Here is a 16,828-nt window from a genome sequence, read left to right on the forward strand (position 1 = left end):
CTCCCAAAACTATGAAAGAAACGGCATGCGGCCCGTGCGCGGAGCTGACGACGACAGGGGCAACGGCGCTCGCTCAGCGGCAGAACATTCGGGCAGCAGCGTCGTCAATATTCCTACACCCCACCACCGCATGACTTTATGAATCGGCTTCCCGGTCGATTCTTCAGAGTACCGGCAGCACCCACGCCGGCTCACGGTCATGCACAGCCCACTGCCATGATGAAACAGAGCAAGCGCACTCTGGACGTAACAACACTTGTGGCCTACCTCTCGAATCAGCTGTCTGGCGACGAGCGCGCAGAAGTCACCGCCGTCCTCGTGCGGGACCCGGAATCGCGCGAACTGCTGGCCATGGCAGCAAAAGCGATGAGCGTGGAGAAGGACAGGCACCGAGGCCAGCTCGTCGTGGACTCCGCCGACCGGAAGGCGCAGAGGAAGGGATCACCACGAACCACGGCCAAAGAAAGGGCGTTGAAGTCGAGACGCGGCTAGGAAAGCGGTCACTCTGCATCACGGGCTATCAATGATTCTCTTTGCGTGCGCGCGCGACGCGTCATTATCGGAGATCCAGAAGTACGGACTGAGGTTTTCTGGTCTCGGCCATAAGTTGTATCGAACGCTCGCCGGAGCCACACGAGATTGCGGGGGCAAGATCCTGGCGGTTGAACTGGAAAAAGCGGACCTGGCGGGTTGCACGATCAAAGACACGACCGTCCTCGCACCACAGGTTCGGTTGTCGTCCTTTCGAAATCTCAATCCCTACCTTCCGCTGGTCGACGTCGTGGCAGGCGGCGGCCTGGTCGTGAAACAAGTCAAAAGGAAGAACAAGGTCATCGTGATCCACCGCCGGGGAGTGTGGGATCTGCCGAAGGGGAAACGGGATAACGGAGAGTCCATTGAAACATGCGCAAGACGCGAGGTGTGCGAAGAGCTTGGTATCGATGAAGCGACGATCGTCAGTCGGGCCGGCGAGACACTCCATGGCTACACGCGCAGCAGGTCGTACCAGATCAAGACGACGCACTGGTTCTGGATGACGACCGGTGCGACCCGGTTCACTCCCCAGGCTGAAGAACAGATCGAAAAAGTAATATGGATGTCGTGGGGCGATGCAAAGAAGAAACTGGCCTATCCTGTGCTCAGAGATCTTCTGAAAGGCCTGAACCCCTCGCAGGCATTGGCGCAAAATTAGGTCCTTGACGCCGGGAGCCGGCCGTACCTTTTGAACATGTTAATCAAGCGCAAAGCCAGATGGGTCCGGTTCTCTGCAACTACTACGTAACGTACCGCTGCAATGCGCGGTGCGGATTCTGCGATATCTGGGAACAGCCATCCCCGATGATATCGCTGTCGGATGCGGAGACAAACCTTGACGATCTGAGACGACTGGGCGTCCGCTTCATCGACTTCACGGGAGGCGAGCCGCTTCTACATCGACATCTCGACCAGTTGCTGGAGATGGCGAAGGACCGCGGATTCCTGACGACCGTCACGACCAACGGACTGCTTTATCCGAAACGGGCAGAAGCGCTGTCCGGCAAGATCGACCTGCTGCATTTTTCGATTGACTCGTCGAATGCGGCCGACCATGATCGCTCTCGCGGAGTGAAGTGCTTCGACAAGCTCATGGAATCCATTGATGTCGCGATGTCCCTGGGCGAGTCGCCGGACCTCCTGCTGACCGTGACGAACGACAACTATGGGGAGATACGGAAGATCTATGAAGAGCTCGCGCTTCCGAACAAGCTGGTCCTCATTCTGAATCCGCTTTTCGAGTACAACTCGCTGGGCGAGCAATTGTCCGAAGACGTCATGCGGCTGATGGAGGAGTTCGGACGCAAGCCGTACACCTATCTGAATCCGGCATTCCTGACGCTCCGAAAGAAAGGGGGGAACGACCCGGACAAGCCGACCTGCAAGGCTGTGTCGTCGACGGTTGTGATATCGCCGTCTAATGAACTCGTGCTTCCATGCTACCACTATGGCCTGGAGAAGGTGCCGATCGAGGGCAAGCTGTACGACCTGTGGCGCTCGGACACGGTCGACGGGCATCGGGCCCTCGAAGGGCGGCATGAGGTGTGCAGGGGCTGTACGATAAACTGCTACTTCGAGCCGAGTTTTTCGCGGTCACCTGGCAGCCGTTACTTCTGGCAGAGCATGCCGTCGAAGATTGGATACGGCTGGACAAAGTTCGTGGTGCAGCGCATGCGGTCGCGAGCGGGCACAGGCGCAGCGCTCCTGCCGGAGTGGAGCAGCGACCCGGCGCCAGGCACTTTTTCTGGTGACGGCTCGTCGGAAGTGATTGAGCTGCCGATTCTTGGGCGGCCGGCGCGCAGCGACACATAGCAACGCTGAGTTCGAAAAACGGGTCGGCGTGCGGCAAGACGGCTCACGCCGCCAACCACTGGACCAGGAGAACGGCGCCCGCGATGAGGGCGAGGCACATCGTACAGACGAGCAGCAGCTTCAGAATCTTCTTGCCAGTCATTGTCGGGAAAAGAAAGGGCTCCCGCCATAAGCGAGAGCCCTTCCAGACCGTTTTCGGTTGGTGTTTACAGAATGATGCTCGCGCCTGCGATAAACGTCAGCGTCGACAGCGTGTTCTTGACGGACGTTCCCGGGTTTGAGCCACCCATAGCGGCCGGGAAGACCCACGGGCCCTCTCCGGAGTTCTCGAGGCCATACTGAACGGCGACGTTGGCGTTGACGCGGTCACTGATCCTGACACCAACTCCGCCAGCGATACGGTGTTGGATGAGGGCGTTGGCCGGCGTATTGAAGAACGCCAGATCATCGGGCAGGGGGTTCTCGTTGAACGAATACCCGAAGCGCACCGGATAGCCGTCGGCCACTTCGTACTGGATGCCCAGCGCCGCGACAATAATGCTCTCCCAGCCAAAGCCGGCGACAGCATTCATGTTGTTGTAGCCACTGTCCTTGAATCCGTCCGTATTCGAAAAATCGATGTATCGAACATCGGCGGCGAGCAGCAGATTCTCTACGCCCGTGTAAGCGAGTCCGCCCGATATGATCATCGGGTAGTCGAGGTTGAACGCGAATTCGGAGCCAGCGGTGATCTCCTCGGACGTAAACTCAAAGTCCTGGAACCACTGGGGGCTCTTGATAGACAGACCTGCACTCAGGCCGCTTGCGCCCTCGGCATGGACGCCCACCTGGAAGCCAAATCCCAGAGCGCCGGTTCGTGGCCCATCCGGGTAGAGCCCGGTCGCCATGTCGGGCGGCGCAGCGGGAAACGGGGATACCTGGAGCAGTGCATAGTTGATCGTCGGGGCGAAGCCGATAGCAACCTGTTCCGAGAGCTTGTACGCAATCGTCGGATTCACCTGCAGCAACGCGAACTCCGATTTGATCGCTCCGAACCCGAGGCCCCCTTGAGCCTGTTGCGGCGTCAGAATCGGGTTGACGTTCGGATTGAAGCTGCCATCCTGGTTGAAGGGAGACGGAGAAGCCTCATAGTCGACACCGAAGCCACCGACAAACATCGCACCGAGTCCAAAAGTCAGATTCGACTCTGGCATCACGCGAACGTAGCCTAGCGCCGGAATCGGGAAAGGGCCCGCATCGCTGTCCGTTGAGCCCGACATGGCAGCAGGCGGCAGCGGGGTACCGGGAGGGAACGGCGGCGACGGTGCCGGTCCGAATGCCCCCTGGTTCACCGAGGACTCAATGCTTCCAGTTGGCTGCAAGAACTGAATACTCAGATCGAAGCGGCTTTCCTTCGACATGGCGATCGCTGCCGGATTCCAGTGTACCGGCACAAGCGCATCTTGAGGAGCAGCCATACCGGCACCGGCCATCGCCTGGTCAATCGGTCCAACACCGTTGAGGACGTGACCACTCTGGGCCATAACCGTTGTGAAACTTCCCGCGAGCAATAGGAGCACCGCAGTCAGGAGGGATAAGGATTTAGTATTCATGACGACTGGGTCGTTGGTTTCTTGGGGCAATCGATTGGTTCTTGGGCTGCTGCGGGCAGGTGTCGTTCGCGGCTATCGCGATCATGCCCTGCCCCGCAACATGCCGTTCCAGTAAAGCTGTGGGAGTACGTAGAGCTTCAACGCATACATGGAATACCGCTCTCGCGTCGTGTCGAACGGGAAAGACGGAAGCGGGCGGTTGTCGTAATCGAACTCTGCGAGAACGAGTCGGCCGAACCCTGTCACGAGAGGGCAGGACGAATAGCCGTCGTAGACCATTCCGTCGGAGATCGCACCGTCTCGCAGCACCTGCATCAAGTGGTGGACTACAATGGGCGCCTGCTTGCGGACAGCGGCTCCGGTCTTCGCATTGGGTGTTGACGTGGCGTCGCCAAGCCCAAACACATTCGGATACTTGTTGTGCTGCAGCGTATCCCGACTCACATCGACCCATCCGTCGACATTAGCCAGGGGACTATCCTTAATGAAGTCGGGCGCGCTCTGTGGCGGCACAACGTGCATCATGTCAAACGGATACACCTTGTCTTCGACAACTTCGTCGTCCTCATTTCGCACGCGAATGACGGCTTCTTTCTGATCTCCGCGCACCTCGACCAGTTCGTGGCGGGTGTTGAAGGTGATACCGTAGCGCGCAATAATCTTCTTGAGCGTGCGCTCGAATTCCTTTACACCGAAGACAACCGTGCCGGGCGACATGAACTGGATATCAGTGTCTTGCAGTTTGCCGTTCAGCCGCAGATAGTCGGCCACCAGGTACATGATCTTTTGAGGGGCGCCGCCACACTTGACCGGGGTGTTGGGCTGCGTAAAGAGGGCGCGACCGCCCTTGAACTTGCTCAGCACTTCCCACGTGTATTCCGCTCGATCGAAGCCGTAGTTGCTGCAGACGCCGTTCTTGCCAATCGTTTCGGCCAGGCCCGGGATCTTGTTCCAATCCAGTTGTATTCCGGGACACACGACGAGTGCATCGTATCCCAAGGTCTTGCCGCCCTTTGTTGTGACGGTGTTCTTGTCCGGATCAAAGCTGACGACATAGTCCTTGATCCAGGTCACACCGTCGGGGACGTAATCCGCTTCAGATCGGACGGAGATCTCTTTCGGAAAGACGCCCGCGCCAACGAGCGTCCAGATGGGTTGGTAGTAGTGCTTGTCGGACGGCTCGATGAGGGCGACGGAAGGACCGTCTGCCAGCTCTCGAAGTCGGGCTGCGACTGTGATGCCGGCCGTACCGCCGCCGACGATAATCACCTGATACTTTTCGCTCATCTACTTTCCGTTGTTTTGTCGTTCACTGGCTAAGAAGGCATGTCGCTCGGCCATCCCCTGACCGAACATCTTTCCGAAAGTCACAAGGAAACCGAGAGCGCGCCTGGCGTCCGGATCGCGCGAGGTTCGGATGAGCTCCCACGCTGTCGCGCTGTAGGGCTCATCTCGCGAGAGGCATTCCTTCTGACAACGCGCGAGAGTGCTTCCCAACATGCCGACAAAGCCGACAGCGTCAGCATCAAGAACCTGGTCAAGGGCATCAACGGTGGCGGGGGCGGTAAGCTTCTCTCCCAGGGCGAACGTGCTTCGCACCCGGGCGTCGATACTGATCCCGACCGCTTCGGCACCCTGGTAGATCTCATCAACAGCATCCACCATCATCGAGATGAACCCGGGCAGGTCGTCGAGGAGCGAGGCCAACTCGGCGATCTTGTCCATGCGCTCGAGCAGGCCAGTGATGGCCGCGACCGTGGCCGGCTCGGTGAGTTTTTCGACCAGGGCGAGAGACACCCGGACCCTTTCGTCAATGTCAATGCCGGACTCGTGGGCCCGATCGGCTACGTCGTCGGCGATGTCAGCGAACGAGCTAACGAGTGCGGGACCCTGGGCGACGGCCTGTTCAACCCGGTTCAACGTGTTTTCTACAGACTCCAGGCGGTCCAGAAGCCGGCTCAGCCGCTCGGCGGTTTCCGGCTCGTTGATCCGCTCCTGCAACATCGCGATGCCGCGAGATTCAGACATATTCATTGACCTTTCTGTCGTGATACGCAGGCGTTTTGTCCTGCAAAACAGGGTGTTGCATCAGCTTGAGCGCGAACCGGGAAAGTATCGGGACTGGAGTGTCGCGAACTTGAAGTCTCACTCCCTACAGGACGGTGCGGTTACTCCTCTCGAGAGCGTAGTGGGCCACCCTACACATCTTCCGAAAGTCCCGACCCACGTAAGCAACCGAACAGATGCAGTTGAGGATCGTTGAGGATCGAGCGGTATCATTCTGGCAGCAAGGCGGCACCAATGGCGAACCTGTCGAGCACATGAAAGCGATAGCAAACCCCTTCCGGGCATTTCGATGGTTCGCCCTGCAAAGGTTTATCAGAACGACGTTCCCCGAGGTGAAGCAGGTGTCGACCGGGGATCTTTCGCGCATTCTCGAGTCGTCGGCTGAAGGGGCGGTCCTGCTACTGGATACTCGCAGGGAGAACGAGTTCGCAGTAAGCCATCTGGAGGGCGCCGTTCGGCTCGATCCCGACACAAGTGATGACAACCTTGCGAAGATCGCGGATCGGGTGGGCCCGATCATTACGTATTGCTCGGTTGGCTATCGTTCGTCCGGCGTAGCCAGGCGACTCCTCAGGGCGGGCTGCCAGGACGTGCGCAACCTGGAGGGTTCGATTTTCAAGTGGGCAAATGAGGGGCGCGCGGTCGTGCGTGACGGAACGACGGTCAGAGAAGTTCACCCCTACAACGAGTCCTGGGGCAAGCTTCTTCGTGCAGACCTTCGCTCGGAAAGGCCGAAGTAGGCGGACGCGGTCTCCGGCCTGCTCAGACACGAGCAGGAGTCGACTCATTCTGCCACGAGGACCACGACCTATACGCGCCGCCGGGTATCGGAGAGTTCGATTGCAGCGGGGCGATGCAGATTCTTACAGGTGCATAGCCGCCGACTCGACCCGGGAAGCAACTACTTCACTCCCATGCCGGCTCTCAGCCGGATGCATGGTCGTACGGATCGGGCGAGTCGAGCGATTACGGATCAGGATCCTGGAGCGCTACGGTCTGACCGCACAAGGGGCATCTTGATCAGAGCGGCGAGCGAGTCCGCCTCAGGACCTGCGAACTGGTCAAGGCCGAACTCGATCTCATGAGGATCGGGGCGAAGCCGGAACGACCGGGCCGCCCGATCCCAGAACGAAAACAGGGCACTGTAATTCGAGTCCGTTTCCACCATCAAGCGCGAGTGATGGACCTTGTGCATGGCCGGCGTGACAATCACGGTCCGGAGAATTCGGTCAAGTCGTGGGGGGACCCCAATGTTTGCGTGATGGAACTGCACCACGCCAAACATGATGGTTTCGTAGAGAAGCAACTCCCAGGCATATACGCCGAGCAGAACGATAAGGGGAATCCGCAACGCAGACGACAGGATAATCTCTCCGACATGGAAGCGGCCGGCCGTTGAGACATCCATTTTTGTATCCGAGTGGTGTACGCGGTGAAAGCGCCACAGGAAGGGGATGCGGTGGTTGAGCCGGTGCCACGTGTAAGTCCATGCGTCGAAAAGAAGCACGGCTCCGATCGCATGCGCCCACGGCGGCAAGCCGATCAACGAAAGCTGGTTGAGCAGACCCCAGGAATGCTCCTCGGCCCAGATGGACGCCGCTACCCACATGGCGACGAAAGCCAGGGCGATGACCAGCGAGTTGATGGCGCCCAGAACAAGATTCTTGATTATGTGCGAGGCGCGCACGCGGCCGGAAGAGCGGAAGAAAGAAAAGAAAGGGTGCAGGCTCTCCCATGCCAGAAATAGAACCAGGCCGATGACGTAGACTAGAATCTGGGCCTCGCTGATCTGTGAGATGACAACTTGCATGTCGCGCACGTTTATTGAAAGAGTGCGACCCCCGCTACAGAGGAAGGTTTCTCGCCCGACATATGCCAACGGGGCAAGAGTGTGGCGATCGGGTCAGTTCGCAGCAGGAAAAAATCCGTCCGCCGTCCTGAAAGCCGAACCGCCCACCGTCTCTTTATGGGTGCACTTCTAGTCATGCACGTCTGACATTGGGTGGACTAGGTTCGGAGTGGTGGCCGAATCTAGACTTTGAAGGCCCGGGTTTGGTGGAACCCGGGCCTTCGCTTTTTCCATCGCGACCTGTCTTTCTACTGCGGCGAGCCAGCCCGGCCGTTTTCGGCCCGGCTCACCGGGCAGCCGCGACCACGTCCCGGCTCCACGAGACCTTGATCGACTTCTCTCCGTCACCGTACGTAAAGTTGAGGTCGCCCTGATACGATCGGCCAAGGGCGTCGCCGATCCGCCGCGCCACGTGGACGCCAGTCGTTGTGATCTCCAGGCCGCCGGGGACATCCGTGATGGCCATGATGCGTTCCAGAGGATGCTCGCCTTTTTCCAGCGCTTCCACGTTGTGAATAAGGCCGACGATCTCACTGTGATGATCAGCAAGGAAGGAGCCGGACAACTTCAAGATGCCTGCGGGTACATTGTCCGCAATACGCTGGCACGACGGACAAGTCGTTGTAGTCGTGGTCTCAGCGGGATCGCCCCATGACCAACGGCCGTCCGTAAAAACAGCCCCGCATTCCCGGCAGGCACTGGGTTCGCGGAGCTTCTTGTCAACTCTGTATACGTCGTGCCTCTTTTCTCGGACGAGGCGATCCTTCCTTCCGAATACACCCTTGTACATCCATTCACCTCACATTAAGAATACTCTCTCACAGAACATATCGGGACCACGCAACAGAACCAGTGCTAGAGAGCGTCCAGGGAATACTGTCCCCGCATGTCGAGCTGGCGCGCGCATCCGTGATTACCGGGAGATTTTGCTCGCGGGCGCCCCGCCATCTGACAATACGTGGCGCCGACCTGTCCCTGACCCGGCCCCGCAGATCTACTTCACCCTGCGCCACACTTCCTCCAACCTCATCTGGCCAATCTGGCCTGTGTGATACCACAGGCTGTCACCCACCAGCCGAGCGTTGAACTTGACCGTCAGTCCGACGTTGGGCGCGGATTCGTGGTACTCGATGTACTCGATGTAGGTGCTGGCGCCATCAAATTCGTAGCGGCCGCCACCGGCATAGACATCATCCTCCACGACACCGTTGATGATCTGTTGGCGCCCAAAAGCGAAATGCGTGTCATTGAGCATCTTGTACGACGGTCCCAGATACCGGCCCCGGTCGATGGTGGTGTCGGGATAGATCGATCGCTGGCTTACCATCTCCCACGTTCCGACAAGAGGATTGGACTGGGCCTGAGTAGCAACCGCCGTTACAATCAGCGCGATGAAGAAAAGGGGGACCACACGCATATCTGATCACCTCCTGTGAACAATAAACCAATGAAAACACGCCCGCATGACCCGCGTGGACGCACCGGGCCCCGGCTTTCGAATGTATCCGACGGGAGCCTGAGATTCAACTTGCCCCACCGTGAATTGGATAGTCGTGTCGCAGGCAAAAGGAGGACGCCATCGAGAGGGAAACGCCCGAAAGGAACCGGAAGCACGGCTCGCGACCCCGGGCTACCGTTTTCGCCGCCTGTCACCGGTAACGGCCATCCAGACAAAAACCACGCCCAGAAACGCCACGCCGAGCAGGCTGACCAGGACAGTTCCCCATTCGAGAACGACGCTCACGAACAGCAGAACAGCCAGGCTCAGCAACAAAAATCCAAAGAGGATATCCTGCATATCGGCAATGGGGTAGTGGTCGGATCGGAGGCGGGGAATTGCGCCCGGGCTTTCCCAATGAACCGGTCTTTTGGATGACAGTCAAGAATGTCAATCATGCGCTCGTGCGCGATCACGTTGAAAGCTGTACTTTTTTGTTACCAACTGGACGATTATGGACACAATCTGGGGAAACATTTTCAGGAGCGATGCGGGACCGAACGATCCCCTTGCTGTGCTGAAGACCGTCCCGATCTTTGCGCGGCTTTCCAGGCGGCAGCTGCAATCAGTGGAGAAGATCCTCCACACGCGCCGGTACACACCGGGAGAAGTAATCTTCCGTCAGGGCGACCCCGGGGTGGGGATGTACATCATCGCGCGCGGCCGTGTCACCATCTCTCAGGAACCGGACGACACACCGATTGCGGAGCTGGGAGAAGGAGATTTCTTCGGCGAAATCGCGCTACTCAACGAAAGGCCTCGCAGCGCGACGGCCGTTGCCGCTGAATCCACGACGCTCTTCGGGTTCTTTCAACCCGACCTGCTGTCGATTCTGGAGAGGCAGCCGCGGATCGGCGTTATCGTGCTCCGCGGCCTGGCGGAAATCGCGGGCGAGCGTCTCTTGCGAACCGAGGGTAAACTCCGCGAATGTCAGCGCGCACTGCCGCCCGTCGAGGGCGCGGAAGCACGCACGTAGGGCCAGCAGGATGATACACAAAGCCCCGGCCTGGGCACGGCTCTTCCTGATCGCGGTTCTCGTGGCCGGCGTGATATACGTCTTGAGCGGTCTCGGCCACGTTGTTCGCCTACTGATCGTAGGCGGCCTCCTTGCATACCTGCTCGATCCTGTCGCACGCTCGCTCGAGGCGAGAGGACTGACCAGGGGCCTTGCAACGATCCTGATATTCTCCAGCCTCGTACTCCTTCTTTTGGCACTGGTGTATGCGCTGTCTCCAATCGTATTCGAGCAGGCGGCGGGCCTTCAGGAGGGTTTCGATGCGACGGATATCGATCGACTCCTCTACGACATTGACTGGCTCATCAACGGCTTCCTGAGTCGGTTTGGCGCAGGCGCAATAGACGTTCCGACCGTTGCACACGACTGGCTTGCTCAACAGTCTGCCAACCTGCTCAAACTCATACCGAACGCCCTGTCACTGGTCACGGACATACTGATCGTGCCCTTCATCATGTTCTTTCTGCTGCGGGACGGCGTCGAAATGAAGAAGACGTTCATCAGCTGGTTGCCCAACCGGTACTTCGAATTCAGCCTGTCGGTGATTCACAAGAGCAGTATCAAGCTTGGGGCGTATCTACGAGGGCAGGCGACCGCTGCACTTGTTGTTGCGATACTGGCCAGTGTTGCACTGTGGGCAATCGGAGTCGACTACTACCTGATAGTCGGTGTCTTCGCGGGCCTCGCCAACATGGTGCCATACCTCGGGCCGGTGGCGGGCGCCGTGGCGGCCATCATCGTGTCGTCTTTGACGACGGGCTCGCTGGAAGATGCGGCGTGGATTGCGGGGTCGTTCGCGGTGATCCAGGCCATAGACAACATGCTCGTGCAGCCGTTTGTCCTTTCGAGGAACGTCGAAATGCATCCGCTCGGAATCCTGCTGGCCGTGATAGTGGGAGGCCAGCTCTTCGGGCTGTGGGGATTGTTGCTGGCCGTGCCGGTGGCGTCGATGGCGAAGGTCATCATCGCCGAGGTGTTTGGCAACCTGCGGAGGTTTCGCCTGACCGGGCAGAGCGCCTAGTCCTCGTCCTCGAGAATATCCTCGATGTTGCTGAGAATGTCGTCCGGACTCGGACGTTCGAGCGCGAGAATCGCGGAGTGGTGGACGATCACGTAGTTCTTGTTTCTGTATGAGATCTCGACCGCCTCTTTGCGAACAAAGAACGCAAAATCTCCCGGCTGGGCTTGCAGGGGCAGGTAGCGAACGGACTCGCGATTCGCCGCCCAGGGCTCGCCCTCCGAGTATTCGGGATTCGCCGTCAGATATCCCGGGCCCACGCGAATCACGCGCCCGCTGCCGACTTTGTCGCGCTCGGCGACGGTGGCGGGAAGTACAAGACCCGACTCGGTTTGCTTCTCGCCGTCGTGCGGCTCGATGAGCACGCGATCTCCCGTAATGATGAGTTGTCCCATGTCAGGGCCGTCTGGGTGCAAGTGCCCGGCGCAGGCGTAAGCCCTGCGGGCATCTGCCGGATCACTCTGAAACGAAATCAACCGCGCGATGGGTTCCGTCGCAGAAGGGCTTGTTGTTTGAATGGCCGCAACGGCAGAGCACGGCGTGAGTACCGCGCCCCTCCTCTCCGTCCGATCCTTCGATTCGAAATTCGCCGGCCAGAACGAACGACCCGTTCTTGTTCAACTTCACCGACATGATGCTGTCGGACAGGCCGGGTGCAATCTTGACACCTCCCTGTCCAAGCGATCCGTCGTCGATAAAGCCCGCTTCCTTGTGGCTGTTGTCGCAGAAGGGCTTGTTGTTTGAATGTCCGCACCGGCAGAGCGTAAGCCGCGTCTCGGTTGAGATCAACGAGCCGTCCGGCCCCTTGAGCTCGATGTCACCAGTCAGGCACAGGGGTCCATCTTCATCGACCCTGACGACGTTCTCCTCAGGAATCGGCTCCCCGGCTCCTCCATCGAGCCGCTCATAGGTCAGAGCACCAGACGGACAACGATGAATGACAACAGCGATTCGGTCAGGACGTGCGCCATCCGGATCGATCCACGGCTTGCGCTGAGGATCAAAAACGGCAGGAAGCCCTTCGGCGCACTCGGCCGCATGTATGCATCGTCCCACATCGTAGGCGATGGTAATGTCTTCTCCTTCGTAGCGGAGGACTTTCGAAGCCATTTTCAATATCTCCGTGCGAGATTGGTGAACAGCAGAACGCGATTACGCGGGTTTCTCGGCAAGCAAGAAGTCGACATAATCCGAATATTCCTTGATGAGTTCCAAATAATGACCGCCCGTGCCCGGTCCGGTGAAGCCGGTGTGGATTTTCCTGACCGCACCCTGGCGATCAATGAACACCGTGGTCGGATAGGCCATAATATGGTTCAGCATCGGGAGTGTTTTTTGCGCCTCACCTTTCTCAGATGTGCCGGCAATCAGCAGGGGGTACTCGATGCGGTGTCTTCGGGCAAATTCGCGTGCCTGGGCTACTGCCGAATCGAAGTCGTCCAGGTGCTCATACAGGAGCGCCACAACCTCGACGCCGCGCTCACGGTTCTCCCGATAGAAACGGGCCAGAAAGGCAGCCTCGTCGTGGCAGTTTGGACACCAGGTGCCCGCGATCGTCACAATCACAACCTTGTTTACGAATGCCGAATCAGCAAGCGACACGAGCTCACCCGTCGTATCCGGAAACGCAAACGTAAACGCCCGGGCGCCGGGCTTGAGATAAGTCAGGGCATCCGGACTGGTGAGAGACGCTGATTCGTCGCGAACGGCCTCCCAGGTTTCATGCCACTCGGTGCCCGACCAGAAATCGCCACGCATGACACCATCGTTGTCGACCCGGGCGTCAAACAGAAACGCATGGTAACCGTCGAATGTGGAGAGTCGCACGCGCGATCCCGCCACGTCGCCTTCCAGGAATCGATAGTCGCCCGATGGCGTGAGGAAGGTGCCCGTCAGCTTGGAACCGGACTGCTTGAATTCTCCCACCGCGGGTGTGATGGTTCCATCGACCTGGCGAAACGCAACCCCCCATCGCCCCGTGATATCTACAGCAGCAGGCTCGCCCAGAGGAGAGAATCGCTCCGGCTGTCCCTTAACGGCGCGAAGGGGCATCATCTGGCGCCCACCCCCGCTCTTGACAACGGACAATGCGCCGACGAGAAAGCCATTTTCTAAAGACGCGCTGATTCTCGAATTGAAGGCGCGGAAGTCTATGACCAGATCCCGGCCACTGGTGGCAACGTCGGAAGTGATAACGCGCTCGGCTCCGTTGATCAGCGTCGCAGTGATGTGACCGGCCTCACGGCTCAACTCGAGAAAGAAGGGTAGTTCTCCACCGGGTGAGTTCAGGCCGACACGCCACACGCCAATGGGGGTGGGGTCCACCTGTGGCAGCGGATGCTGCCGGCACGCCACAGACTGAAGCAGCAAGACCAGCGCGGCAAGGGTGAGGGCTTGGGCCCGCATGGTCTTTCGGGTCGATCGGGGTGTGGATCAAAAGCTGGATACGCCCGCCGAAATATGCGGATCCATCAAGCCGACCGACGCGCGCGAGATATTGCCGCCGCTAATTCGGCAGAAACTGGGATTCCAGCTTCGAACGGACCTCATCGAGCTCCTTTCGGAACGGCATGTCGGTGTCGAAACGATCTCCTACCGCCCGGCACGCATGGATTACCGTTGAGTGATCGCGCCCGCCAAACCGAAGGCCGATCGTTTTGAGGGGCTGGGCCGTGAGCTGCTTGCAGAAAAACATGGCCATGTGTCTGGCCTGCACAACCTCACGCCGTCTCGTCTTCGCGGAGAGGAGGTCCAGCGGCACGTTGTAGTACAGCGCGACCTGGCGCTTGATATCCTCGATATCGAGGCGTGTAGGCTTCTCATCAAGGAGATCGTCGAGAACATCGCGTGCAAAGGGCAGGTCAATCCGCGGGTTGTTGTGGAGACTCGCGTGAGCAGTCAGGCGGATCAGCGCGCCCTCGAGTTTTCGGATGTTGGTCTTGATTCTTTCCGCGATGAACTCGGCCACGCCGGTTTCAAGCGTCACGCTTTCGGCCTGGGCCTTTCGCCGGAGTATCGCGATGCGCGTTTCGAGATCCGGAGGCTGGACGTCCGCCACAAGACCCCAGTGGAAGCGCGACAACAAGCGCTCCTCGATGCCGACGATGTCTTTGGGTGGCCGGTCGCACGAAAGAACGATCTGGCACCGGTTCTGGTGCAACTCATTGAAGATGTGGAAGAATTCTTCCTGTGTCTTCTCCTTGCCGTTGAAGAACTGAACATCGTCCATAATGAGCATCCTGACTTCGCGGAAGCGCCGGGCAAACTCCGCGATACGATTCTGCTGGATGGCCTGCACAAACATCGACGTGAATCTCTCGCTGGAGATGTACAGCGTGCCGTTCCCGAAACCGTTGCCCGCGGCATAGTTTCCGATAGCCTGGATCAGGTGAGTCTTGCCCAGCCCTGCGCCGCCGTAGACAAGGAAGGGGTTAAAGCTTGTCTCGCCGGGCCGCTCTCCGATGGCAAGAGCGGCACTGCGTGCGAGTCGATTGCAGTCGCCTTCTATGAACCGATCAAATGTGTAGAGGCGATTGAGGTCGGGTGTCTGTTGATACGCAGCGTCACGTGTAGACGGCCGGTCGGCCTGTCGGGTGAAAGGTGAGTTGTATGCCCGCGTGGATGGGGGCGCAGAGGCAGGAGGCGCCTGGCGATGGGATGTCTGTTGCCGGTGGGGATCAGGTGTCTCCTGTCGTGCGGTGCGCCCGCTGAGGTCATCGATATGGGCAGGTGGCGTCTCAGGCTCGGCTAGATCCGAGTCAATCAGAAAAGAAATCTCGGTGCTGGTGCCGGTAACGCGATCGACGGTGTTGCTGAGGATCACGTTGAAGCGGCTCTCCAGCCACTCGTAGAAGAAGCGACTGGGAACGCCGAGGCGAAGCTGGTAGCCGCTGCCCGCGCGCTGAAGCGACATCGGCTTGATGGGTTCGAACCATGTCTTGTAGACCTGTGGCGCGAGTTCGTCGGCGAGTTTATTCAGACATGATGTCCACGTCTCTTCGGCAGTGAGGTGCATGTTTGGTGGTACGAAGGGGGGATCAACAACACAGGCTTTCATCGGCACTTTTGCGGAAAGCATTCTAGCCGCGAAACCAGTGCGCTTGCAAGGACTTTCTGTCCCCCAAATACCCACAGGGAAAGGGGGACTTGTGAACGGTTGTCCACAGGTTATCAACACTGTAAGGTCGAGGCCGGAAGCGCTTTTGGAACGCGAAATTGAAGAAAGGGGCCAGAGTCGAATGTTGATAAGATCGTTGGTCCGACGACCGCTAATCGGGTGCCAAGCATTGATTTGAGACCGGTGTTACCGTTTTGTTATGGGCAGGCGTCGACCGGGTGTGGATAAGCCGTGCGAGGTGCGCGGAGTTTCTGGCCGCCAGGCCGCCCGCCTGTTCACAGGTTGTTCACAGCGGTGGCCGGCTCGTCGACGCCTGCGAGTTCCCCCCAAGTTTCATCAGAAACAAAGGGTTAAGGTGAGAATCTGGCCGATGTTTTCGCAGACGTCAACGCGCCACGATCAGAGCCCGCGTTGCGGTGCCGCGCCCCGCGACCAGCCGGTAGGTATACACTCCGCTTGTCAGCTCGGAAGCATCGATGCGCACTTCGTGCGAACCGGCGCGAAAGAACCCGCCCGCGAGTTGCTTCACCTCCCTGCCGAGAACATCATAAAGTGTTACGCGAACGGCGACAGCCCTCCTTAAATCAAAACGAAGGCTGGCGCCGGAGGTGGCCGGGTTCGGGAAATGTCCAAGAGCCCGTAGTTCGTCTGCGCTCCTGCCATCTGTACGGCCGATCACCGGCGGCGAGATCGTAGTTGTCGGGATTGCCATCGCCGTCGAAGACCGGAGCACCCAACTCCCATGGCCAGTCCAGCATGTCGGGTGTCGCCTCGCCGGTTTCGTTGTATCGCCGGATGTCTTCATCATAGACGTTGAAGACCCGGTCATGCTGCCTACAGTCGGACGGCGGGTTGCCCTCGTCATTGAGCGGCCCCGGCCACATCTCCCAGTCGCTGTAGGTTGCGGCGCTCATCCTCAATTCGCCATCGACCATTCCGCCGATCCAGACACTGGACGCAAAAATGGCATTCTTGCCGCTTCCCCTGGGGACCTCGTACACAGGTGCGCCCCCGATCCAGAAGAGCGCTCCGTTGCTGTGGACACGTGCCCGCACGTTCGCGACGTCAAGCTCAGCGTACGCGGGCCGGTGCTCCCAATCGACGCCTACCGGGCATGAGCCGGGCGTCTGTGCCAGCGACGGTCCCGTCGGAACCGAGAATAGGAGCGCTATGAGAAGCCGTGGCGACACGTTATTTCACGATGGTCCCTGGGAGTTAAGGTGTCGTTTATCACTTCACGAGAATCATGGCGCGGGACTGGACGAACGGGCCGGCGCGGAGGCGGTACAGATAGAGGCCGCTCGCGAGTTGATCCGCCTTCCACCG

The 16,828-nt window shown here is 59.1% G+C and carries 19 protein-coding genes; 6 read left to right on the forward strand and 13 right to left on the reverse strand.

Annotation, left to right across the window (positions count from 1 at the left end; all coding sequences use genetic code 11):
* Positions 1 to 216: 216 nt before the first annotated feature.
* The 3 genes from HKN37_03525 to HKN37_03535 are packed head-to-tail and all read left to right on the forward strand — an operon-like array spanning position 217 to position 2,346.
* On the forward strand, positions 217 to 492 hold the full coding sequence (locus tag HKN37_03525) for a hypothetical protein (GenBank protein NNE45709.1): 276 nt from the start codon (positions 217 to 219) through the stop codon (positions 490 to 492).
* Positions 493 to 523: 31 nt separating this feature from the next.
* Positions 524 to 1,192 (forward strand): NUDIX hydrolase, encoded by a 669-nt coding sequence (locus HKN37_03530; GenBank protein NNE45710.1) that lies wholly within the window; start codon positions 524 to 526, stop codon positions 1,190 to 1,192.
* Between the two features lie 59 nt (positions 1,193 to 1,251).
* Positions 1,252 to 2,346 carry a radical SAM protein gene (locus HKN37_03535; protein ID NNE45711.1) on the forward strand — a complete coding sequence of 365 codons (1,095 nt, stop codon included), beginning with the start codon at positions 1,252 to 1,254 and terminating at the stop codon, positions 2,344 to 2,346.
* Between the two features lie 206 nt (positions 2,347 to 2,552).
* Here the strand turns inward: HKN37_03535 and HKN37_03540 are convergent, their stop codons facing one another.
* The 3 genes from HKN37_03540 to HKN37_03550 all read right to left on the reverse strand — a co-directional run bounded on the left by HKN37_03540 (position 2,553) and on the right by HKN37_03550 (position 5,966).
* On the reverse strand, positions 2,553 to 3,938 hold the full coding sequence (locus HKN37_03540) for a hypothetical protein (protein NNE45712.1): 1,386 nt from the start codon (positions 3,936 to 3,938) through the stop codon (positions 2,553 to 2,555).
* Positions 3,939 to 4,019: 81 nt separating this feature from the next.
* Complete coding sequence (locus tag HKN37_03545; GenBank protein NNE45713.1) at positions 4,020 to 5,225, reverse strand: NAD(P)/FAD-dependent oxidoreductase; 1,206 nt, start codon at positions 5,223 to 5,225, stop codon at positions 4,020 to 4,022.
* Entirely contained in the window at positions 5,226 to 5,966 is a 741-nt protein-coding gene (locus HKN37_03550; GenBank protein ID NNE45714.1) for a DUF1641 domain-containing protein, read from the reverse strand. It abuts the gene before it with no gap.
* 215 nt (positions 5,967 to 6,181) lie between these two features.
* On the opposite strand from HKN37_03550, the gene HKN37_03555 reads away from it, so the two are divergent.
* A complete protein-coding gene (locus HKN37_03555; protein NNE45715.1) occupies positions 6,182 to 6,745 on the forward strand; it encodes a rhodanese-like domain-containing protein in 564 nt (187 codons plus the stop codon).
* 233 nt (positions 6,746 to 6,978) lie between these two features.
* On the opposite strand, the gene HKN37_03560 is transcribed toward HKN37_03555, so the two are convergent.
* From HKN37_03560 to HKN37_03575, 4 genes are all read right to left on the reverse strand, one after another.
* Positions 6,979 to 7,815: a sterol desaturase family protein gene (locus HKN37_03560; GenBank protein NNE45716.1), complete on the reverse strand. Its 837-nt coding sequence runs from the start codon at positions 7,813 to 7,815 to the stop codon at positions 6,979 to 6,981.
* 325 nt (positions 7,816 to 8,140) lie between these two features.
* Positions 8,141 to 8,644 (reverse strand): ATPase, encoded by a 504-nt coding sequence (locus tag HKN37_03565; GenBank protein ID NNE45717.1) that lies wholly within the window; start codon positions 8,642 to 8,644, stop codon positions 8,141 to 8,143.
* 204 nt (positions 8,645 to 8,848) lie between these two features.
* Positions 8,849 to 9,271 carry a hypothetical protein gene (locus tag HKN37_03570; protein ID NNE45718.1) on the reverse strand — a complete coding sequence of 141 codons (423 nt, stop codon included), beginning with the start codon at positions 9,269 to 9,271 and terminating at the stop codon, positions 8,849 to 8,851.
* Between the two features lie 213 nt (positions 9,272 to 9,484).
* Positions 9,485 to 9,652, reverse strand: a complete 168-nt coding sequence (locus tag HKN37_03575; GenBank protein ID NNE45719.1) for a hypothetical protein — start codon at positions 9,650 to 9,652, stop codon at positions 9,485 to 9,487.
* A gap of 154 nt (positions 9,653 to 9,806) precedes the next feature.
* On the opposite strand from HKN37_03575, the gene HKN37_03580 reads away from it, so the two are divergent.
* Both HKN37_03580 and HKN37_03585 read left to right on the forward strand, forming a co-directional pair.
* Entirely contained in the window at positions 9,807 to 10,328 is a 522-nt protein-coding gene (locus tag HKN37_03580; GenBank protein NNE45720.1) for a cyclic nucleotide-binding domain-containing protein, read from the forward strand.
* A 10-nt stretch (positions 10,329 to 10,338) separates the two neighbouring features.
* On the forward strand, positions 10,339 to 11,388 hold the full coding sequence (locus HKN37_03585) for an AI-2E family transporter (protein ID NNE45721.1): 1,050 nt from the start codon (positions 10,339 to 10,341) through the stop codon (positions 11,386 to 11,388).
* Here the strand turns inward: HKN37_03585 and HKN37_03590 are convergent.
* The 6 genes from HKN37_03590 to HKN37_03615 all read right to left on the reverse strand — a co-directional run bounded on the left by HKN37_03590 (position 11,385) and on the right by HKN37_03615 (position 16,692).
* Positions 11,385 to 11,780 carry a co-chaperone GroES gene (locus HKN37_03590; GenBank protein ID NNE45722.1) on the reverse strand — a complete coding sequence of 132 codons (396 nt, stop codon included), beginning with the start codon at positions 11,778 to 11,780 and terminating at the stop codon, positions 11,385 to 11,387. The genes HKN37_03585 and HKN37_03590 overlap by 4 nt on opposite strands.
* A gap of 61 nt (positions 11,781 to 11,841) precedes the next feature.
* Complete coding sequence (locus HKN37_03595) at positions 11,842 to 12,495, reverse strand: hypothetical protein (GenBank protein ID NNE45723.1); 654 nt, start codon at positions 12,493 to 12,495, stop codon at positions 11,842 to 11,844.
* A 42-nt stretch (positions 12,496 to 12,537) separates the two neighbouring features.
* Entirely contained in the window at positions 12,538 to 13,791 is a 1,254-nt protein-coding gene (locus HKN37_03600; protein ID NNE45724.1) for a redoxin domain-containing protein, read from the reverse strand.
* A gap of 100 nt (positions 13,792 to 13,891) precedes the next feature.
* Positions 13,892 to 15,400: a chromosomal replication initiator protein DnaA gene (gene dnaA / locus HKN37_03605; protein NNE45725.1), complete on the reverse strand. Its 1,509-nt coding sequence runs from the start codon at positions 15,398 to 15,400 to the stop codon at positions 13,892 to 13,894.
* A gap of 487 nt (positions 15,401 to 15,887) precedes the next feature.
* Positions 15,888 to 16,181, reverse strand: a complete 294-nt coding sequence (locus HKN37_03610; protein ID NNE45726.1) for a T9SS type A sorting domain-containing protein — start codon at positions 16,179 to 16,181, stop codon at positions 15,888 to 15,890.
* Positions 16,087 to 16,692 carry a hypothetical protein gene (locus tag HKN37_03615; protein ID NNE45727.1) on the reverse strand — a complete coding sequence of 202 codons (606 nt, stop codon included), beginning with the start codon at positions 16,690 to 16,692 and terminating at the stop codon, positions 16,087 to 16,089. The genes HKN37_03610 and HKN37_03615 overlap by 95 nt, the downstream gene beginning before the upstream one ends.
* Positions 16,693 to 16,828 lie beyond the last annotated feature (136 nt).

Source organism: Rhodothermales bacterium, from assembly GCA_013002345.1.
Lineage (GTDB): Bacteria > Bacteroidota > Rhodothermia > Rhodothermales > JABDKH01 > JABDKH01.